General features: G+C 42.5%; 15 protein-coding genes. 10 read left to right on the top strand and 5 right to left on the bottom strand.

The window, feature by feature from the left end:
- Window positions 1-480: 480 nt before the first annotated feature.
- The 3 genes from BMX50_RS14890 to BMX50_RS14880 all read left to right on the top strand — a co-directional run bounded on the left by BMX50_RS14890 (window position 481) and on the right by BMX50_RS14880 (window position 7,123).
- Complete coding sequence (locus BMX50_RS14890; protein ID WP_208864716.1) at window positions 481-3,648, top strand: SusC/RagA family TonB-linked outer membrane protein; 3,168 nt, start codon at window positions 481-483, stop codon at window positions 3,646-3,648.
- Window positions 3,649-3,665: 17 nt separating this feature from the next.
- On the top strand, window positions 3,666-5,354 hold the full coding sequence (locus BMX50_RS14885) for a RagB/SusD family nutrient uptake outer membrane protein (protein ID WP_091211332.1): 1,689 nt from the start codon (window positions 3,666-3,668) through the stop codon (window positions 5,352-5,354).
- Between the two features lie 155 nt (window positions 5,355-5,509).
- Window positions 5,510-7,123 (top strand): FG-GAP repeat domain-containing protein, encoded by a 1,614-nt coding sequence (locus tag BMX50_RS14880; RefSeq protein WP_091211331.1) that lies wholly within the window; start codon window positions 5,510-5,512, stop codon window positions 7,121-7,123.
- Window positions 7,124-7,181: 58 nt separating this feature from the next.
- On the opposite strand, the gene BMX50_RS14875 is transcribed toward BMX50_RS14880, so the two are convergent.
- From BMX50_RS14875 to BMX50_RS14855, 5 genes are all read right to left on the bottom strand, one after another.
- Window positions 7,182-8,831 (bottom strand): serine hydrolase domain-containing protein, encoded by a 1,650-nt coding sequence (locus BMX50_RS14875; RefSeq protein ID WP_091211330.1) that lies wholly within the window; start codon window positions 8,829-8,831, stop codon window positions 7,182-7,184.
- Between the two features lie 58 nt (window positions 8,832-8,889).
- A complete protein-coding gene (locus BMX50_RS14870; RefSeq protein WP_091211329.1) occupies window positions 8,890-9,705 on the bottom strand; it encodes a helix-turn-helix domain-containing protein in 816 nt (271 codons plus the stop codon).
- 80 nt (window positions 9,706-9,785) lie between these two features.
- Window positions 9,786-10,526, bottom strand: a complete 741-nt coding sequence (locus BMX50_RS14865; RefSeq protein ID WP_091211328.1) for an ABC transporter ATP-binding protein — start codon at window positions 10,524-10,526, stop codon at window positions 9,786-9,788.
- 140 nt (window positions 10,527-10,666) lie between these two features.
- Window positions 10,667-10,957, bottom strand: coding sequence for an Asp-tRNA(Asn)/Glu-tRNA(Gln) amidotransferase subunit GatC (gene gatC / locus BMX50_RS14860; protein WP_091211327.1), 291 nt, complete (start codon window positions 10,955-10,957; stop codon window positions 10,667-10,669).
- 105 nt (window positions 10,958-11,062) lie between these two features.
- A complete protein-coding gene (locus BMX50_RS14855) occupies window positions 11,063-11,857 on the bottom strand; it encodes a lysophospholipid acyltransferase family protein (protein ID WP_244281000.1) in 795 nt (264 codons plus the stop codon).
- 37 nt (window positions 11,858-11,894) lie between these two features.
- On the opposite strand from BMX50_RS14855, the gene trpS reads away from it, so the two are divergent.
- From trpS to yidC, 7 genes are all read left to right on the top strand, one after another.
- Window positions 11,895-12,890, top strand: a complete 996-nt coding sequence (gene trpS, locus BMX50_RS14850; protein WP_091211325.1) for a tryptophan--tRNA ligase — start codon at window positions 11,895-11,897, stop codon at window positions 12,888-12,890.
- 107 nt (window positions 12,891-12,997) lie between these two features.
- A complete protein-coding gene (locus BMX50_RS14845; RefSeq protein WP_090524476.1) occupies window positions 12,998-13,612 on the top strand; it encodes a deoxynucleoside kinase in 615 nt (204 codons plus the stop codon).
- 10 nt (window positions 13,613-13,622) lie between these two features.
- Window positions 13,623-14,357 (top strand): 3-deoxy-manno-octulosonate cytidylyltransferase, encoded by a 735-nt coding sequence (gene kdsB / locus BMX50_RS14840; protein ID WP_091211324.1) that lies wholly within the window; start codon window positions 13,623-13,625, stop codon window positions 14,355-14,357.
- 264 nt (window positions 14,358-14,621) lie between these two features.
- Window positions 14,622-15,758, top strand: coding sequence for an FIST signal transduction protein (locus BMX50_RS14835; protein WP_091211323.1), 1,137 nt, complete (start codon window positions 14,622-14,624; stop codon window positions 15,756-15,758).
- A gap of 3 nt (window positions 15,759-15,761) precedes the next feature.
- Complete coding sequence (locus BMX50_RS14830) at window positions 15,762-17,294, top strand: ATP-binding protein (protein ID WP_091211322.1); 1,533 nt, start codon at window positions 15,762-15,764, stop codon at window positions 17,292-17,294.
- Between the two features lie 197 nt (window positions 17,295-17,491).
- Entirely contained in the window at window positions 17,492-19,102 is a 1,611-nt protein-coding gene (locus BMX50_RS14825) for a CTP synthase (RefSeq protein ID WP_091211321.1), read from the top strand.
- A gap of 22 nt (window positions 19,103-19,124) precedes the next feature.
- On the top strand, window positions 19,125-20,969 hold the full coding sequence (gene yidC, locus BMX50_RS14820; protein ID WP_091211320.1) for a membrane protein insertase YidC: 1,845 nt from the start codon (window positions 19,125-19,127) through the stop codon (window positions 20,967-20,969).
- Window positions 20,970-21,194: the final 225 nt, after the last annotated feature.

The raw sequence follows: 21,194 nt of genomic DNA, 5'->3' as shown, positions 1-21,194 counted from the left end.
ACAAGTATCATTCAATGGATTTTATCCCCTTTTTTTTACAGCTTTGCCCCCTTTTTTTCCAAAAAAATAGCGCTTAATTGTGTTAACCAATTAAGGTAGACTGTTTGTTATAACCCCTGCAAATATTATAACAGCCTATTTGTACAAATTTTTTATTTATTAAAAGTCAGCCTTCTGGCGCTGTGAAATAATATAGCTTTTTAAGTTTTAAGAAACTCAGGGCTATGATTATTAACGTCGGCTTAAAACAGGAAGCTGCCACTGTTCTTTGAGATTGCTGCTCGAATTTCGCCCTTAATTTAAACTGTTGTTTTAACAATTATTACCTATTAACTCATTAAATAACCTAAACAAAAAAATAATGGCAAAACAGAAAAACTAAAAACAAAAACGGACCAGATCCACACGCATTAACTAATGCCAAGTTTTAATTTTTAATCACTCCCAATTATGCAATATTTTTTACCTGATAAAATATCTTTGAGAAGAAAACCCGGGTCAGTAGTTTTATCACTGATCCTGCTGATAGTTATGCAAACAAGCAGCTATGCAGCAACTGCCTTTAACTCATTTAGCGGAATAAAACTTAACCGATATACTACCGCCGGACCAATTAAAGGTAAAGTAATTGACAAAACCACCGGCGAAACCATTATCGGCGCATCTGTAAAGATCAAAGGAACCAGCGTAGGTGCTGTTACCGATGTAAACGGTAGCTTCACGCTGAATGCCGACCCAACAGCCGTACTTGTAGTTAGCTATATAGGCTACGAGCAGGCAGAGTTTCCACTTAACGGGCAAACCTCGGTAACCATCAGGTTGCAGGTAAACGCCAAAAATCTAAACGAGGTAATCGTTGTAGGTTACGGAACCCAAAAGAAAACATCTTCAACTGCTGCTGTATCGACCATTCAAACTACCGAAATCGCAAAAAAACCGGTGGTTAACCTAACTAACAGCCTTGTCGGCCGTGCATCCGGTTTAATTATCACACAGGGAAGCGGTGAACCCGGCTATGATGGTTCAAACATCCTCATAAGGGGTATTGGATCAACCGGTGGCAGTTCCCCCCTGCTTATTGTTGACGGTGTGCCGAGAGATTTCAGTCGCCTTGATCCTAACACTATCGAAAATATATCTGTATTAAAAGATGCTGCTGCTGTTGCTCCTTACGGTGTTGCAGGTGCAAACGGTGTAATCCTGGTTACTACGAAAAAAGGTAAATCGGGCAAACCAACGTTAACTTATAATGGGTACTATGGTATTCAGAACCCAACCAAGGTGCCAACATTTGTGGGTTCATATGAGTATGCATTGCTGCGTAATGAGGCCAATGCCAATGATGGTCAGCCACCCGCATACACTGCAGATGATATTCAAAAATTCAAAGACCATTCAGATCCTGATGGGCACCCGGATGGTCATCCTTTACAGCAAATTATTCAAAGAAACCGCCCTATAACGTATCATAACGTAACACTTTCCGGTGGTAACGATGATATTAAATACTTTGCAGCATTAGGGTACACACACCAGGCCGGTATGTGGGATCCAACCTATCTTAACAAGTACAATGGCTCGTTAAATTTGACAGCAAACGCTACGAAAACCACCTCGGTTTCATTGTCTGTAAACAGTTATGTAGAAGATCAACACTTCCCATCTCAAAGTGCCGCAACTATTATTGGGCAGGCGCAACGCCAGGCTCCTACCACCCCTATTTACTATAGCAACGGGCTTTGGTCTGGCTATATCGGCCAATCACTCATTGGCGAAATTTATCATAGCGGTTATCAATTCAATGAAAACACCGCCGTGCTTTCGCAATTTACCATTGATCAGAAACTGCCGATTAAAGGATTAAGCTTAAAAGGCGTGATCAGCTACGATAGCGGGCCAGATCCTTTATTTACAGGAAATCAAACCTCGTTCCAGCGTATTTATACAACCCCTATACCTTTCTACAATGTTGATGTAACTACCACTCCTTACACTTACAAACAAGGCATCCAGGGAAATTCAAAGGCAACCTTCAGCGAAAATTACAGCCAAAATCATACTTTAACCGTCCAGGGCTTGTTATCCTATTCCGGCTCTTTTGGTAAAAGCGATATCACCGCCTTGGGTGTATTTGAAAGTCGCCGCGTAAAATATCAAACGTTTGGAGCCACTAAATTCAACTACAATCTTGACATTGACGAACTAAACTACGGTGGCCCGGCGGCGGCCGATGCAACTAACTTTGGCTACTCAAACGGGCAAAAGCAAATTGGCTATGTTTACAGGATAGGTTATACTTACGACAAAAAATACCTTTTTGAGGCAACTGGCCGCTACGACGGAAGTTATCTATTCGCGCCCGGTCACCGTTATGGTTTCTTCCCTGCCTTTTCTGCAGGCTGGCGTTTATCCGAAGAGAAATTCATCAAAGACAATCTTTTATGGCTTGATAACTTAAAGCTGCGGGCATCATGGGGCCAATCAGGAGCTTATCCAAGATCAGGCAATTCAATTCTTACTTACCAATACCTGAGCCCGTATAACCCATATGCAAACTCCGCAGTAATAAATGGCAGCGCAACACAAGGTATCAGTGAAGCACTACAGGGCAATCCAAACATTACATGGGAAAAGGCTAACAAAACCGACATAGGTTTTGAAGCTACTTTATGGAAAGGCTTGTTGAGCATTGAAGCTGATTATTTTTATGAAAAGCGTTCTAACATGCTGGTTGGCATTGGCAATACATTACCTGGTGAGTACGGTATTGGTACTGGCCTTGTAAACGGCGGGATCATGAGCAACCATGGTATCGACCTTACCTTACAAAGTTCCCACAGCTTTTCAAAAGACCTGCGATTAGATGTTACAGGTACCTTCACCTTCGCAAGGAATAAATTATTACAAGTTTATGAAACAAGTGCAACGGCAAACAACCCTAACAGGCGTATAACAGGCAGGCCATTAAATACCATCTTTGGATACCAGGCCTTAGGCTACTTCAAAACAACAGATTTCAACGCAGATGGTTCGCTTAAAGCTGGTATACCGGTCCCATCTTTCGGGCCGGTTAAAGCAGGAGACATCGAATACGCTGACTTAAGCGGGCCAGATGGAAAACCAGATGGCAAGATAGACGCCAACGACCAAACGGTAATAGGCCATCCAAATACCCCGGAGATCATCTACGGTTTGGAGCCAAGGCTAACGTTTAAAAACTTCGATCTTGACGTTTTGTTCCAGGGCTCGGGCAACAGTAACATTGTTATTAGCAACTATTTTGCTTTTCCTTTCAACGCATCCGGTTCAGCCTCTCAATTGGTGTATGACGACCACTGGACCCCCGCTACTCCAAATGCATTATATCCAAGGGTTACAGGCACGCCAACATCAAATAATACACAAACTTCATCCTGGTTTGTCAGAAATGATTCCTATATCAGGTTAAAGAGTTTTGAGGTTGGCTACACTTTATCAAACAAGCTGCTACGGAACAAAATCCAATCTATACGGGTATATGTTGCTGGTCAGAACGTGATTAACTCTTTACCGCATGTAAAAGAAATCATCGACCCTGAAAACAGCGGCAGTAACACCAATTACTATCAGCAGCGTGTATTTTCATTAGGTTTAAATGCCACATTCTAACTAAAAATAAGAAAGCGATGAAACAGATTTTTATAAAATACAGAGAGCTTTTTTTACTTGCTTTACTTGTTGTAAGTATTAGTGGATGTAAAAAAGATGATTCTCTAAATGTAACCCCCAAAGGGTTTCTGACCGATGAGGCCACCTTTAATTCACAAAGCAATGCCGACCTTTTTGTGAATGACATTTATAATCAATTACCCGACGTTAACAATGACTACCAGTTAACAGAGCAATATGCCGATAACAGCTTTTGCGGGGCAGCCTGGGAAAACGGGCAGGCCACGGTAAGGGCAGGCTCAATAGGCCCAAGCAATGTACCAACGGGACCTGGTGGTATGTGGGATTGGGAAGGTAATTATGGAAAAATAAGAAAGTGTAATATTTTCCTGCAGCAGGCGGCTGCAAATAAAGCCAAGTATACCGACGATTGGTATAAGCAACGTGTTGCAGAAGTAACCTATATGAGGGCATACTTCTATTCCCTGTTGTTCACTGCTTACGGCGGAGTTCCAATCATTACCACCCCGCTTAATAATCAGGATGGCAGCGATATTTTTACTGCTCGTGCCACAATCGATGAAACAGTAGCTTTTATTGAAGCTGATTGCGATGCAGCAGCTGCAGTTTTACCTACAAAAGCAACAGAAACCGGCAGGGCTACCAAAGGTGCCGCATTAACGCTTAAAGGATGGGTTGAGCTTTTTGCAGCCAGTCCGTTAGTAAACACGGCCAATGACGCAGGAAAATGGAGTAAGGCCGCTGCTACCAATAAATCGGTAATGGATATGGGCACTTATAGCCTGTTCAATGCTTCTGCTACTTCTTATGCCGATCAGTTTCTATCGGCAAATAACTGGAATGTTGAAACCATTTTTGCGCGCGGTTATGCTACCGGTCCGGCTAAAGGTAGCCACCGGGAAGGTTATCTGGGCCCTGTATACGTAAATGGTGTTCAGCAATCATGGGGCAACCTTGCACCTACCCAAGGCCTGGTTGATGATTATTCTATGGATAATGGTTTGCCTATAACCGATGCCGCTTCAGGATATAATCCGCAAGCTCCTTACACCCATCGTGAGCAGCGTTTCTATCAGTCCATTTTGTACGATGGCGCGTCATGGCAGGGTGATATATTTAAATCGCGTATAGGTGGCAGTAACCAGATTGACCTTGGCTCAACAAGCGATATCACCAATACAGGTTACAATGCCCGTAAAACACTTGACGAAAGTATTACAGGACAAACCAGTATCAACCTGGCGCCAAGCTTTGCCAATTACATTATTTTCCGTTACGCCGAAGTGCTGCTAAGTTATGCCGAAGCACAAAATGAAGCAGTAGGACCTGATGCATCGGTTTATGATGCAGTTAATAAGGTAAGGGCACGTTCGGCTTTACCTGCTGTAACACCAGGTCTAACAAAAGATCAAATGCGAGTATACATCCACAGAGAACGACGCATAGAGCTGGCATTTGAAGATAAGCGATGGTTTGATATCCGCAGATGGCTGATAACGACAGGTACAAACGGCGTGCTCACTTCGCCGGAATATGGCATGAAGATAGAAGCAGCCGGCTCCGGGTTTACGTATACGCCGGTTAAGATATTTACCAATACCTTCTTCGAACGACAAAACTGGATGCCAATACCGCAAGCAGAGATTGATAAAAACAAAAAACTGGTACAAAATCCGGGATACTAAAAAATTGATACCTAAACTTTACATAACCCTGGGCAAATGCCCGGGGTTATTTATTCAAATGGATATTATCCCCCTCACTAATAAATATTTTTTAGCTTTAAGCTTTGTACATTCTGCTTTTAGCTTTTGTATACTAACCGCCTTCTAAAACATTCATGAATAATAAACCCGATAGTCACCGCCCTGCAAAAAATCGTAAAGTTGTAATTATTGGTTTAATTGTTTTGGTTATAGGCACTATGGTAGTTTATTCACTATGGCAGATCTCTGAAAACAAACAGGATAATGCCAACTCTGATTTACGTACCGACTATCCCATGGCAACCCTTCAAAGCATTGCCCAGGGGAAGATCTTGTCGCAACAATACTGTCGCTCTTGCCATATGCTGCCCGATCCGGCCCTGCTTAACAGGTTTAAGTGGAAAAATGTATTTCCGCAAATGGGGTTACGCATGGGCATTAAAGCCCACCGGGGCGAATCATACGTAGGAACAATCAAGGGCGACGATTTAATAGTGCCCGACAAGCCGGTATTAAATGAGGAGCAATGGCAGGATATTATTGATTACTACATGAACACGGCCCCCATTGCCTTACCTGCTCAAAACAGGCCTTTTGCCATTAAACGGGAACTCCCTTTTTTTAGCATCCAAAAACCAAAGCAATCATTTGAGGGCAAACAGGTACTGGGCTGCTATGTAAAAATAGACAACAGCGTTAAACCCGCCCGCATCTTTGTTGCCAACGGCCAAACAAAAAAGCTTTACCTGTTATCGGCCCAGTTAAACGTCATCGATTCGGTATCAACAACCGGACCGGTGGTTGATATACTTTTTGATCATGGTAATACCATGATTTGTACCATAGGCAACGAGCTGGGGGCAAACAGCGATAAACTGGGCACTATAACCCAACTGACAATTACCACCGAAGGTAAAATGCAATTAGCTGCCCGCCCTGTTTTTGATAAACTTGGTCGCCCGGTTCAAATACTGGCGGCCGACTTAAATAACGACGGCAAAACCGACTATGTTATTTGTGAATTTGGGAGTATAACCGGCGAGCTTTGCTGGATGGAAAACCTGGGGAATGGTGCTTTCACAAAACATGTAATAAGTGCTTTACCCGGAGCTATAAAAGCATATATCGATTACCGGGATAACAAACGGCCCGACTTGTATGTGCTTTTTGCCCAGGGAGAGGAAGGCATTTTTCATTTCGAAAATAAAGGCGGTGGTAAGTTTGAAGCAAAGGAAATTTTAAGGTTCCCTCCTATTTACGGATCATCATACTTTGAGGTGGTTGATATAAACCATGACGGTTATAAAGACATTGTTTATACCTGCGGCGATAACGGCAATGCTACACTGGTATTAAAGCCCTACCACGGGGTTTACATTTTCTTAAACGATGGCAAAGGCAGTTACAGGCAGCAATATTTTTACCCTATAAATGGGTGTTACAAAGCAATTGCCAAAGATTTTGATGGCGACGGTAATATCGATATCGCAACCATAAGTCTTTTCACCGATGCGAGGCAACCGGAAGAAGGTTTCGTATATCTAAAAAATACCGGAAACTTAAATTTTATGCCCTATGCTTTCCCTGCTGACATTAAATTTGAACGCGCAGTAACCCTTGATGCCGGTGATATAAATGGAGACGAAAAGCCCGATCTGCTAATCGGAAATGCTTTTTTTGATTTCGGCCCTTTCAAATACAATATCAGCGAGCCACTTTTTTATGCTTTGAAAAACATATCGAAGTAAAAAAGTTTGTATAAATACAGGCTTCCGTTTTATGAGATACATATTACATGTGTATTTACTATTGCAACACCGCCGGCAAAATATAATCGCGCATCATTTTATCAACCTGCGAGTGTGCGTATGGTGTGTTGTAAGCTTCAGCAGTTATGATAACCACCAGTGGCTGATCGGTAAAAATAAATATCTTGTTGCCGCCATTGCCCGAGCAATAATAGGTTTCGTAAGCTTTGTTGTTTACTTTATAGGTTTTATTCCAAAACAGGTAACCATAATAGCCCTCTCCCACAACATCTTTAGGTAAGCTGAGGTGTTTCGTAAATGAATCTTTTACCCAGCTTTGCGGCAATACCTGTTTACCATTCCACACACCGGCATTTTTATATAGCTGACCAAATTTGGCATAGTCAAGCGAGCGCATTTGCAGCCCTCCGGCCGTATTGGGGACATTTTGCGGAGTATATTGCCAACGATAATTACTTATTCCCAACGGTTTAAAAAGCTTATTGGCCGAGTATTTATCTAACCCGTCCGGTACAGATTTATTTATGATATCCCCTAATACAACTACGCCTGCTGTAAAATAATTCCATTGTTTGCCAGCAGCTTTGCTGTTATCTGTTTTAAGACCGAGCGTAAACTTTACCCAATCATCCGTAGGGTACATATTTTCCTCGTTACCCGGCGAATCGCTTTTGTTGTCATCAGCATCAAAAACCGAGCTCATGGTAAGCAGGCTTTTCAGCGTTACATTATCTTTTTGAGGCGAGTAATTACTAAACTTTTTAAGATCATAAAACTCTTTTAGGGTTTGGTTAACGCTTTTAATGTATCCATCATGAATAGCAATACCCATCATGGCCGAAGCAAATGTTTTACCTACCGAGCGCGGATTGTGCAATGAGTCGCGGGCGCTGCCGTTAAAATACTCCTCAATGAGCAGCTTGCCGTTTTTGATCACCACCACACTGGTGATCTGCTTGAACCTGTTACCTGCAATAAGTGCATTCATCTCCATGATCTTCTTTGTATCGAAGCTCTCTTTCGATACCTGCCAGCCGCTGCCCGGTTTTATGGGCTGCAGTTGGGCATCCTTTGGATCAATTGCCGGCACAGTAAACTTTATTTCTCCTTGTGCTATCAATTCCCCCACCCTCAAATCGGGCGTAGTAACATAAGGTCGTACTTCTATTTTAAGTTGATGTTTCCCTGCTGTAAGCGCCTCGTCTCCACCATGGTTCATAAACCGTCCCCATAAAAAACGGCCCCATGAATCTTCGCCCCGGTTACTGATAAATGGGACAAAAATGGTAGTCTTTGTATTTTTTATGATGGGTAAATTAGCCCCTTTATGCAAATTTTCCTGGTAAATCTGCCGGCCATCTACATAAAAAGCAAACTGAAAATTACCCTGGTTTAGCTGCTCAACACTTGCTGATGGCTGTAAACTATATTGATAATTGGTTAATGAGTTGGCCAGCAAAAGCCTCATATATAAATTATTGGCGGCGTTAGCTTCATAACCTGTTAGCAAATCGGTTTGTTGCAGTTTTTCAAGGGGAATAGTATCAGCTTCAAAAACCACTTTACCCATATTAGCTTTTTGCAAGGCCGATGTAATGGGCTCCGGTTCAATGATATTACCCGCCTGCGCAAATGTTTTACAAGCCGTTGTAAGTATAATAGAGAGGATGAGTAGATAATGTTTCATTTTAATTGTTTAGATGTTACAAATCTGCATCGATCAACACACATGAAATAGAACAGAATTAACATGGCCTCAATAAAAGCTTACGATATGCCGATGGGTTGCTGCCGCCAAATTGTTTAAAGCAGCGTAAAAAATGGCTTTGATCGGCGAACCCACAGGTAAAGGCGATATCTGTTAAGGATAACCCCTCATCCGCCAGTAACGCAAATGACTTCTCTACCCTAAGCTTTCGAATATACTCGCCTATAGTACAATTAAAATATTTTGAAAAATCACGTGATAAATGAACCGGGTGAAGCTGCACGCCCTCCGAAAGTTCGGCAAGCGTATACTTGCGGGCAGGATCATCGCCCAGTAGTTCCTTTAGCCTGTTTGCCCAGGCGGGTACTTGCCGCAATGAACCTGTATTATTCACCTGCATTTTATTGAGCGCCTGCAGTAATAATGATTCTACAGCAATTGCGGTCAAATCATCATTAACCTTCGATTCTTTAAAAATGCGATAAAAAAGAAACTTTACATCCGGGATATTAACGGCAAAACTGCCTTCCAGTTTATCCTGCTTAAACTCCAGCCCCTCAAACCAATGTTTTTGCAATTCGATATGGAAGCCCCGGGTAAAACCTTCGGGCTTTATGTTATAATGCGGATCGTGCCAGTTATGAAACAACAAACTACCCGCAGGGCAATGGTAAACTTCTTTCCTGTTGCCCTCAATAACATTACCGGCCAGTATAAAAGTAAAATAGGCATTTTCATGGTAATGCCAGTCTACCTTATCAAGAGTATATTCGGTATCGGTTATGGTAATACCCTGTAAATGGGTTATTTGATTGGTTTGCCCGTAAAAGCTGCCAGTTTGTAGTTGTTTCACGATTCACGGAGCGTAAATGAAAATATCTATAACAATTAAGCAAACGTTCTCATAGCTCCCCCTTGAGGGGCCGGGGGCTATTACACCTCCTCTACCCTGCGGTCAACAGTTTGAACGTTGGTGTTAACGTAGTCGTTCTCTATTAAACCATCGCGCATGCGTACTATGCGGTGGGCATGCAGGGCAATATCCTCTTCGTGTGTTACCAGGATAATGGTATTGCCTTTGGCGTGGATATCTTCAATAAGGCCCATGATCTCGATGGATGTTTTAGTATCGAGGTTACCGGTAGGCTCATCGGCCAGGATAATGGATGGATCATTGATCAGCGCCCTTGCTACCGCAACACGCTGCCTTTGCCCGCCGGAAAGTTCATTGGGCTTATGATCCATACGATGGCCGAGGCCTACGTTCTTCAACGCATTGCCGGCACGTTCCATGCGTTTTTCTTTGTTAATGCCGGCATAGATCAACGGTAAGGCCACGTTATCCAGGGCAGTATTACGTGGCAGCAGGTTAAACGTCTGGAATACGAAACCAATCTCCGAGTTACGCACCTCGGCAAGCTGGCTATCGGTCATGTGGCTTACATCTATCCCGTTAAGGATGTACTGCCCCTTGGTTGGGGTATCCAAACAACCTAAAATATTCATGAGCGTTGATTTGCCCGAACCTGAAGGGCCCATCAAAGCAACAAATTCGCCTTTGTTAATGGATAACGAAACAGATTTAAGTGCGTGGATAACCTCCGCACCTATTACATATTTACGCCCAATATCTTTTATTGTTATTAACGGTTTGGCAGTATTTGTTGGCTCCATGAATTATTTTTTGTTTGGACTGCACATGGGTACCTAATGTTACAGTATTAAAGTCGAAAGTCTTAAGTTTTTAGTCGAAAGTTATTTTATACTTAACTATAAGATCGTAGACTTAAGACTCTAAACTTACGACTTCGAACTTACTTCTCAATAACCTTGGCTACTAAAAAGTAATCATCATCATGTTTAGGGGCATTTTCCAAAGCTTCTTCGTGGGTAATTTGTTGTTTAACCACATCCTCACGTAGTACGTTGGCGCCGGTGGTCATATACACCAGCGGTTCAACACCCGTAGTATCCACCTCATTCAATTTAGCCATAAAATCAAGGATCTTACTCATATCCTTCATCGCATCCTGTACTTCGGTTTCGGTAAGTTCAAGGCGGGCCAGGTGGGCTACTTTTTCAACGGTTTCTTTATCAATGGTCATGCCTGTTGCAATTTTTATTTTATAATAATGTAAACCTCATCGCGCAAAGCGCAGGCATTATTTAAAGTTAAACAGGCCGTTTCAATGGGTTTATGTACAAATATATTACAAATTCCCGGTCTGCTGCATAGTGCCCGAAAATTGACTACCATAAGTAGTTGTAACTTCTCCCTGTTTTAAATGATTATTTATAATTTCAAACACCTCGTCACGCAAGGCATCAGCATTGTCGACGGTTAGATGAGCGGTTTCAACAGGCTTATGAACTTTAAATTTGCAAAAGCCGGGCCTGCTGCCATGCTTGGTGCCTGTATCCCAAAGTATTTGCCAGGTATTTGCCGATGATACAGGGATAATAGGTATTTTAAGTTCTATGGCCAGCCTGAAAGGACCGTTTTTAAACGGACAAAGCTGAGGTGGGTAGTTGTCTGAAATACCACCTTCGGGAAAGATGATAAGCGATACACCTTCCTGTAATTTTTCGGACGCTTTTTTAAACGCCCGGAACGAAGACATTTTGCTGTCCCGATTAACAGGGATATCCACCGTACGAAAAAAAAGACCGGTTACAAGGCCATTCTCAAGTTCTTGCTTACCCATAAAACAGCAATTGCTTTTCACCAGGATACACATTGCCGAAATATCAAGGTTTGAGCTATGATTGGGGCAAATGATGTATGGCTTGCTCCAGTCGATAGGTTGTTCGTATTCAAAACGGTAAAAAATCCCAACAAAGGCCGAACTAACTAATCCCCAAAGCCTTCTGAATGAATTGAGCGTACGATAACGCTCAGGGCTGCGCGAAAAATAATAGAAAAAAGGCCATAATATAAGGTAGCCAAGGGCTACGCTCACAATGTAAAGGTATACGTGCACTTTTCTCAATATCATTTTCATCATCACCAAAAATAGAAAAATTCCTTACTTTCGCCACACTATGGAGACTGTTGTTAGTGGTATCCGATCGACCGGAAACTTACACTTAGGAAATTATTACGGAGCGTTGCAAAACTTTATAAAAATGCAGCATGAATATAACTGCTTTTTCTTTATTGCCGACCTCCACTCGTTAACTACACACCCCACACCTGCCAATTTACATGGCAATGTAAAACAGGTGCTGATAGAATATTTAGCTGCCGGTATCGACCCTGAAAAGGCTACGATATACGTACAATCCGACGTTCCGGAGGTTACCGAACTATACTTGTACCTGAACATGAACGCTTATCTGGGCGAGCTGGAACGTGCCACTTCTTTTAAAGATAAAGTTCGCGCCAACCCCGAAAATGTGAACGCAGGTCTGTTAACCTATCCGGTATTAATGGCTGCCGATATCATTATCCACAAAGCCGTAAAGGTACCTGTTGGTAAAGACCAGGAGCAACACCTTGAAATGGCCCGCACTTTTGGCAACCGGTTCAACAGGCTTTATAATCACGATTATTTCCCTGAGCCTTTTGCTTTTAGCTTTGGCGAAAGTTTGGTAAAGATCCCGGGCTTAGATGGCAAAGGAAAAATGGGCAAATCGGAAGGCGAAGGCAATGCTATATTTTTGGGCGATACTCCTGAAGCTATCCGCAAAAAGGTAATGCGTGCAGTAACAGACAGCGGACCAACAGTTGAAAACCAGCAAAAACCACAGGAAATCCAAAACCTGTTTGATTTGATGAAAGTAGTATCAACGCCGGATACCGTTGCCCACTTTGACGAACTATATAATAAGATGGCTATCCGCTATGGCGATCTAAAAAAACAGCTTGCCGAAGATATGGTACTGGCAACCGCCCCTATCCGCGACAGGATCAACGCCATTGCTAATGATGCTGATTACCTGCGTAAGGTAGCCGAAATGGGAGCAGAAAAAGCCCGCGAAAGCGCATCAAAAACAATAAGAGAGGTTAGAGAGATCATCGGCTTCAGGAAATTTTGATCAGAATTTTCAGGATTTAAGAATTGTCAGAATTTAAGTGAAAACTTTTTTAATTCTGACAATTCTGTAAATTAGAAAAATTCTGATTCAGACATCAACAAAAAAATATGCACTTAGCTATTGTAGGAAATATTGGCGCCGGAAAAACTACCCTTACCGAGATGCTGACCAAAAATTACGGGTGGGACCCATTGTATGAAGCTGTAGATAACAACCCTTATTTAGAGGATTTTTACAGCGATATGAAACGCTGGAGCTTTAACCTGCAAATCTACTTCCTGAATAGCCGTTACCGCCAAATCATCGATATCCAAAAAAGCGGGCACAACATCATTCAGGACCGTACCATTTATGAGGATGCCTATATTTTTGCGGAAAACCTGCATGATATGGGTTTGATGACTACCCGCGACTACGAAAACTACGAATCAATTTTTCAGAATATAACCGAGTTTATTAAACCACCCGATCTGCTGGTTTATCTTAAGGCATCGGTACCTACCCTGGTAAGCAATATCCAGCGCCGGGGCCGTGAGTACGAAATAGGCATCCGTTTAGACTACCTTTCAAAACTGAACGAGAAGTATGATAAATGGATCAACAACTATAAATTGGGTAAACTCCTGATCCTTGATAAAGACAATCTTGATTTTGCCAACAACACCGAAGACATGGCTACCATTGTGAACCTGATTGAGAGGGAAATTAACGGGTTGTTTTAATTAGTTTTGAATGAAAATCTTAGGCATTATCCCAGCCCGCTACGCGTCGTCACGTTTTCCCGGTAAACCACTGGTTGATATCGGTGGTAAAACCATGATCCAACGTGTGTATGAGCAGGCTAAAAAGTGCCTAAGCCTGAGCGAAGTTATCGTAGCTACCGATGATGACCGGATTTTTAACCATGTAAACAGTTTTGGCGGCGTTGCTGTAATGACAGGCGCCAACCACCAAAGCGGCACCGACCGCTGTGCCGAAGTAGCCCGCCTGCATCCGGGCTATGATGTAATCATCAATATCCAGGGCGATGAGCCTTTTATAGATCCCGAACAGATCACTAAACTAACCACCTGCTTTAATGACCAGGATACACAACTGGCCACCCTTGTAAAAAGAATCCTGACCGAACAGGAACTGCATAACGCCAATTCGCCCAAGGTGGTAATCAACAAACTATCAGAAGCTATATATTTTTCCCGGGCCACCCTGCCCCACATCCGCGGCCAGGAGCCTGAAAACTGGCTGGAATTTCATGCCTTTTTTAAACACATTGGCATCTACGGTTATCGCGCAGATGTATTGCAGGAAGTTACCAAACTACCGGTATCCCCGCTTGAAAAAGCCGAAAGCCTGGAGCAACTCCGTTGGATAGATAACGGCTACCGCATTAAAGTTGCCGAAACCGAACTGGAAACCCACGCGGTTGATGTACCGGAGGATTTGGAGAAATTGAAATTTGATATATAGTTTTTACTATTTAAATATCAACCTCCTTAAATTTTTAAAGCATCGTTTGCTGCGCTTACAACCTTACTGTAACTCTTTCGTATAAGCAATCAAACGAGTAATATTAACGGCTGCTTAAACGATTGCAACATAGCTCTACTATTAAAATTAAGTTTATTTACCATAACAACAATCCGTTTAATACTTTAGTATTTTAACCAATTATTGCTTTGTAATTCATTAACTTCATGTATAGCATAGCAGTGTTATTAACCTGAAACCACTATGAGGATAAGGCAACATCACTTTGTACACAATGGTTGGGTAAACTACTTTGCCGATCCTAACTTTAATGCTGAAAAATGCCAGCTGGTACTTGCTTTTGGGGCACCACAGCTAATTACTGCTCCCCAAATTTATGATTATCTTAAAACGGGTTATCCTAATGCCAATATCGTCTTTGCCTCTACATCTGGCGAAATCATAGGCAGTGATGTATATGATGACAGCATAGTTGTAACTGCAATTGAGTTGGAAAAATCAACCATAGCCTGTACAGCTACCCATGTAAACGCACAAGCCAATAGCGCCGAAACCGGTGCTTTCCTGATGGCGCAGCTGGATAAAAAAGGCCTAAATTGTGTATTTATCATATCCGACGGTACTTTTATAAACGGCAGCGAACTGGTTGATGGTTTTAACCGCGATAATCCCGATAAGGTTCCCGTTAGCGGCGGTTTGGCCGGCGATGCGGCGCGGTTCAGCAGTACATTTACAAGCCTCAACGCCGCTCCCACACAAGGTAATGTAATAGCCATTGGTTTTTATGGCGATAACCTGCACATTAGTCATGGCTCAAGTGGCGGCTGGGAAGAGTTTGGGCCGCAACGGACAATCAGCCGGTCGGATAAAAATGTACTTTTTGAGATAGACGGAAAGAGTGCACTGGATCTTTACAAAGAATATCTGGGCGAGTATGCGAAAGAACTACCTGGCTCCGCACTGCTGTTTCCATTATCGTTAACTATTGAAGGCTCCGACAAAAAACTGGTACGGACTATTTTGAGCGTTAACGAGGAGGAAAAATCAATGACTTTTGCCGGCAACCTGCCCGAGGGCAGTAAAGTACGCCTGATGAAAGCCAATTTTGATAAACTGATAAGCGCTTCCTCATCAGCCGCAACCGACGCTGTAATTGGCCCCGAACAGGCAGACCTGGCGATATTGATTAGCTGCGTAGGCCGTAAATTAGTGCTTAACGAGCGTACAGACGAGGAATTAATGGCAGCTAAACATATTTTCGGCGATAAAACATCTATGGCTGGCTTTTATTCGTATGGAGAATTATCCCCCCTTAATAAAGGGTCAAATTGCGAGCTACACAACCAAACCATGACTATCACAACCTTTACCGAACGCTGATTTATGGAGTACCATCACTTATTGGATAAGCAGATTAAGAAATTGCTCCCGGCGCAATACCTGGAAGATGGTGCTATTTTGCAGTTTTTAGGTGCAGTAAACAATAGCTTTAAAAATTTTGAAAAGTCGATAAAACTGGCAGATCATGCCTTTAACGTAAGTGAGCGTGAATATGTAACGGTTACTGATAACCTGAGATTGCAAAACGAGATCAAACAGCGTTCTATCTCTCAGTTAAAAGAAGCTATAAAAGCGCTTAATCCTGATGCTGAACTAAACATCTCCGACTCGGACGATGACCTCATCCATATCATCAGTTTTTTACATGAGCGGATAGCAAAAGCTAAAGAACTGGAAGTTGCACTCATTAACTCAAAAGAACTTGCCGAAAAGGCGGCTATGGCCAAAGCGCAGTTCCTGAGTATCATGAGCCACGAAATCCGTACGCCGATGAACGCGGTTATCGGTTTTACGCACCTCCTCATACACCAGGATCCGAAACCGGAACAAATGGAGTTTCTGAACTTCCTCAAGTTTTCGGCCGAAAACCTATTAGTCCTCATCAACGATATATTGGATTTCAGCAAGATAGAGGCTGGTGGAGTTGAGTTTGAAAGCGTTGATTTCAGTCTCACCGATCTGATTAAAAATATCCGACTGGCCCTGCTGCAAAAGGCAAACGAAAAAAACATCCAGATAAAGCTAATGATGGATCAGGACCTGCCCAATGCTATTATTGGCGATCCGGTACGCCTGGGCCAGATTCTCACCAACCTGATGAGCAATGCTGTAAAATTTACCCATAAAGGGAAAGTAACGGTAACCGCGTCGTTAGCCAACAGCACAATTGACTCATCAACCATTGATTTTGAAATAGCCGATACAGGTATAGGCATAACGCCAGATAAAATTGATCATATTTTTGAAAGTTTTAGCCAGGCAAGCTCAGATACCACACGCAAATATGGCGGCACGGGATTAGGGCTAACTATTACCAAACGCCTGCTGCAACTGCTTGGCAGCGACATTGCCGTTGAAAGTGAATATGGAAAAGGCTCGGTATTTAACTTCAGCCTTACCTTTAAAAACAGTAAAAGACAATTGAGCAGCACAGCCGATGGCGATGAATTTTATCGCTTAAAAAGCCTCAAAGGCACAAGGCTGTTAATTGCCGAGGATAACCAGATCAACGTGATACTGGCCAAACAATTTATGAAACAATGGGAGGTTGAATGCGATGTGGCCGAAAACGGCGAAATTGCTTTAATGCTGGTGCAAACCCGTAACTATGATATGGTTTTAATGGACCTGCAAATGCCCGAAATGGATGGCTATCAGGCTACCCGTGCCATACGCGAACTACCGGGCGACAAATACAAAAAATTGCCAATAATAGCCCTCACTGCATCTGCTATGCTTGATATCCAGGATATGGCATTTACGGTTGGCATGAACGATTACGTAAGCAAACCTTTTAACCCCAACGAACTGCACCGCAAAATTGAGTTGTACAGCAGGCAAAAGGAAAGTGTTTAACACCGCCTCACTTTCGGCACACCTCCTGCAAACAAATACCTAACTTACTCTTTAAAAGAAACTTACAAACAAAACACATTAACAGTTTCCTTTTTTGAAAAACAGATACGCCGAAGCGTGAAAATTTTCGTACTTTTGTATCCCGTACAGAAACAATTGGTCGCGGTATAAAAGCCCGGTCATTTTCAAAAAAAATCATGACTAAATATATTTTTGTTACGGGCGGTGTTACCTCATCGTTAGGAAAAGGTATAATCTCTGCTTCTTTAGCCAAACTCCTTCAATCACGCGGTTATCGCGTAACCATCCAAAAGTTCGATCCCTATATCAATATCGATCCGGGAACGCTTAACCCCTATGAACACGGCGAATGCTATGTTACTGAAGATGGTGCCGAAACCGACCTTGATCTTGGCCACTACGAGCGCTTCCTGAACACCCCTACTTCAAAAGCTAATAACATCACTACCGGTCGTATTTATCAAAACGTGATCAATAAAGAACGTGAAGGTGCTTTTTTAGGAAAAACTGTACAGGTAGTACCTCACATTACCGACGAAATTAAAAGAAACTTCCGCATCCTGGGCGAAAACGGCGAATATGACATCGTGATCACCGAGCTTGGCGGTACTGTAGGCGATATTGAATCATTGCCATATATTGAGGCTGTAAGGCAATTCCGCTGGGAGATTGGCTCAAACAACTCTTTGGTTATTCACCTTACTTTGGTGCCTTTCCTTGCTGCTGCCGGCGAATTGAAAACTAAACCTACACAGCACTCGGTAAAAATGTTGCTTGAATATGGTATCCAGCCAGATGTATTGGTTTGCCGTACCGAGCATCACCTCACTAACGATATCCGTAAAAAAATTGCCCAGTTCTGTAACGTAAACATCAACGCTGTTATTGAATCAATTGACGCGCCAAGTATTTATGACGTGCCTTTGTTAATGCTGAAAGAGCAGCTTGACAAAACCGTATTGACCAAACTAAAGCTTCCGCACAAAAACGAACCAAGCCTCGAAAACTGGAAAGATTTCCTTGGGCGCCTTAAAAACCCAACAGCCGATGTACGTATTGCGTTAGTTGGTAAATATGTTGAGCTACCGGATGCTTATAAATCAATCACCGAAGCTTTTATACATGCCGGTGCTAAACAGGAATGTAAAGTACGCGTTGAATACATCCCGTCAGAACAATTAACACCTGAAAACGCTGTTGAAAAGTTGAAGGGCGTACACGGTGTATTGGTTGCCCCTGGCTTTGGTGAGCGTGGTTTTGAAGGTAAGATTCAGGCTATCCGTCATGTGCGCGAAAATAATATCCCCTTCTTTGGTATCTGTTTAGGTATGCAATGCGCTGTGGTTGAATTTGGCCGCCATGTATTAGGCCTTGAAGAAGCCAATAGTACTGAAATGAACCCTGAAACACCGCATCCGGTTATCGGCATGATGGAAGATCAGAAAAACATCACCCTGAAAGGCGGGACAATGCGTTTAGGCGCTTATCCTTGTGATATTAAAAAAGGTACAAAAGCAGCGGCTATTTACGGCAAAAACCATATTTCGGAAAGGCATCGCCACCGTTATGAGTTTAATAATGACTACCTTAAACAATATGAGGCCGCCGGCCTTACCCCATCGGGCATAAATCCTGACAATGGCCTGGTGGAGATTGTTGAGTTAAAAAACCACCCGTTTTTTGTTGGTTCGCAATTTCACCCCGAATTAAAATCAACAGTTGCTAATCCGCACCCACTTTTTATTAACTTTGTCGCCGCTTCGCTGGCTTATGCCCGCAAAAAATAAGTAATTGTACGATAATTAGATAATGGATAAAAATACGTTTACAGGATTATTCCTGATCATGGCGATCATTGCCGGCTCGATATACTTTTTAAAGCCATCGGAAGCCGACCTTAAAAAAGAGCGCGAAGTACAGCATCAGGATTCGCTGAAAAAAGCTGGTGCAGCTGTTGCCGCCGCTGCTAAAACTGCAGCTAAATTTGATACCGCCAAAACAGCCAAAGTTGATTCGGCTTTATTGAAAATGCCTTTCGGCGCCGCTTCAGTTGGCAAAGAAGAGTTTGTTACTATTGAGAATAAAGAACTGCTTATTAAATTAAGCACCCAGGGCGGTAAAGTTGCATCAGTTGAGTTAAAAAACTACAAAACTTTTGATAAAAAACCGTTAGTACTTTTCAGCGGCGACAATAACCAGTTTGGATTAAAGTTTGCTGCCGGTGTTGCCAATATCAATACCAACAATTACTATTTTACACCGAGTGCAAAAGCGCTTACAGTAGCCGAAAAAGATTCGGGTTCGGTTACTATGCGTTTAAGCTACAGCCCAACCCAGTATATTGATTATATATACAGCTTAAAAGGTGACGGTTTTAAACTTGGTTTAACCATTAAACCTACTGGCCTTGATGCTGTAATTGCCAATAGCAGTACTTATGACCTTAACTGGGCAACCAGCCTGCACAAACAGGAAAAGGACATCAAACAGGAGCGCCAATACTCAACAGTATATTACTACAATACCGATGGCGATGTTGATTACCTCAGCGAAACTAAAAACGACCAGAAAACCATCAGCGATAAAAAAATGGCGTGGGTTGGTTTCAAACAGCACTTCTTTTCAAATGTGTTGATTGCAAAGAATACCATCACCAAAACAGATGTTTCTGTTAATACCGATTTTAATGACACCACTGATGTAAAACAAATGAAGGCCGACCTGTCGCTTACCCGCGGCACTGATGGTTCTTTGCCACTGGAGTTTTACTTTGGCCCTAACCGCTTTAACACACTTAAAGATCAAGGCCATGACCTGGACAAAATGGTTAACCTGGGTTGGGGACCGTTAAAATACATCAACCGTTTTGCGGTATTGCCGGTATTTAACTTCCTTAACAAGTTTAACTGGAACTACGGTTTAATTATCCTGGTATTAACCGTTTTGCTTAAACTGGTATTATCACCGCTTACTTACAAATCATACCTTTCAATGGCTAAAATGCGTGTGCTGAAGCCCGAAATGGATGAGATCAAAGCGAAAGTTGGTGAAGATAATCCTACCCTTTTACAGCAGGAATACCTTAAACTGTACAAAAAAGCAGGTGTTAACCCATTAGGCGGCTGTTTACCATTGCTAATTCAGATGCCGATAGTTATTGCATTCTTCCGCTTTTTCCCAAGCTTATTTGAGCTAAGGGGCGAAAGTTTCCTGTGGATGCATGACCTTTCAACCTATGATTCGGTTATCAAGTTTGCTCCTGTAGCTTTCCTTGGTGGCGTTAACCACGTTAGCTTAATGTGTTTGCTGATGACCATCTCAACGTTGATCTATACTTATTTCAACAACCAGATTTCGGGTGCTACAGGACAAATGAAATACATTGGTTACATCACTCCGCTTGTGTTCCTCTTCACACTGAATAGCTACCCTGCCGGTTTGAACTACTATTACTTCCTGGCCAATATGTTCACCTTCTTACAACAATACCTGATCAAATTCATGGTTGACGATAAGAAGATCCATGCCCAGATCCAGGAAAACAAAAAGAAACCTGAAGATACCAAAAAGAAAAAATCAGGTTTTAGCGCTAAAATGGAAGAGATGATGCGCCAGCAACAACAGATTCAGGCTAACAAGAATAAAAAATCTTAAGTCTTTAGTCGGAAGTCCGCAGTCCGCAGTCCGGAAAAACAAAAGCCCCTGGGAAAATTTCCCAGGGGCTTTTGTTTTTCCGCAAGCCGTCATTGCGAGGTACGAAGCAATCTCCGATAAGCAGAGCCGCTTTGTATAGTTCGTGATTGCTTCGTACCTCGCAATGACGTTTTTTTTACATCATCCAACTAAAATAATTAGCAAAATTATATTACATTTGAAATA

The sequence above is a fragment of the Mucilaginibacter gossypiicola genome (assembly GCF_900110105.1).
Taxonomy (GTDB): domain Bacteria; phylum Bacteroidota; class Bacteroidia; order Sphingobacteriales; family Sphingobacteriaceae; genus Mucilaginibacter; species Mucilaginibacter gossypiicola.
The sequence above is the reverse complement of the archived record's forward strand: the minus strand, read 5'-3'. Positions and strand labels throughout refer to the sequence as shown.

Bases quoted from the DNA above. Each gene is read 5' to 3' on its own strand.
- BMX50_RS14825 (WP_091211321.1), top strand. From the start codon at position 17,492: ATGACTAAATATATTTTTGTTACGGGCGGTGTTACCTCATCGTTAGGA.
- yidC (WP_091211320.1), top strand. From the start codon at position 19,125: ATGGATAAAAATACGTTTACAGGATTATTCCTGATCATGGCGATCATT.
- BMX50_RS14875 (WP_091211330.1), bottom strand. From the start codon at position 8,831: ATGAAACATTATCTACTCATCCTCTCTATTATACTTACAACGGCTTGT.
- BMX50_RS14830 (WP_091211322.1), top strand. From the start codon at position 15,762: ATGGAGTACCATCACTTATTGGATAAGCAGATTAAGAAATTGCTCCCG.
- BMX50_RS14880 (WP_091211331.1), top strand. From the start codon at position 5,510: ATGAATAATAAACCCGATAGTCACCGCCCTGCAAAAAATCGTAAAGTT.
- kdsB (WP_091211324.1), top strand. From the start codon at position 13,623: ATGAAAATCTTAGGCATTATCCCAGCCCGCTACGCGTCGTCACGTTTT.
- trpS (WP_091211325.1), top strand. From the start codon at position 11,895: ATGGAGACTGTTGTTAGTGGTATCCGATCGACCGGAAACTTACACTTA.
- BMX50_RS14845 (WP_090524476.1), top strand. From the start codon at position 12,998: ATGCACTTAGCTATTGTAGGAAATATTGGCGCCGGAAAAACTACCCTT.
- BMX50_RS14855 (WP_244281000.1), bottom strand. From the start codon at position 11,857: ATGATGAAAATGATATTGAGAAAAGTGCACGTATACCTTTACATTGTG.
- BMX50_RS14885 (WP_091211332.1), top strand. From the start codon at position 3,666: ATGAAACAGATTTTTATAAAATACAGAGAGCTTTTTTTACTTGCTTTA.
- gatC (WP_091211327.1), bottom strand. From the start codon at position 10,957: ATGACCATTGATAAAGAAACCGTTGAAAAAGTAGCCCACCTGGCCCGC.
- BMX50_RS14835 (WP_091211323.1), top strand. From the start codon at position 14,622: ATGAGGATAAGGCAACATCACTTTGTACACAATGGTTGGGTAAACTAC.
- BMX50_RS14865 (WP_091211328.1), bottom strand. From the start codon at position 10,526: ATGGAGCCAACAAATACTGCCAAACCGTTAATAACAATAAAAGATATT.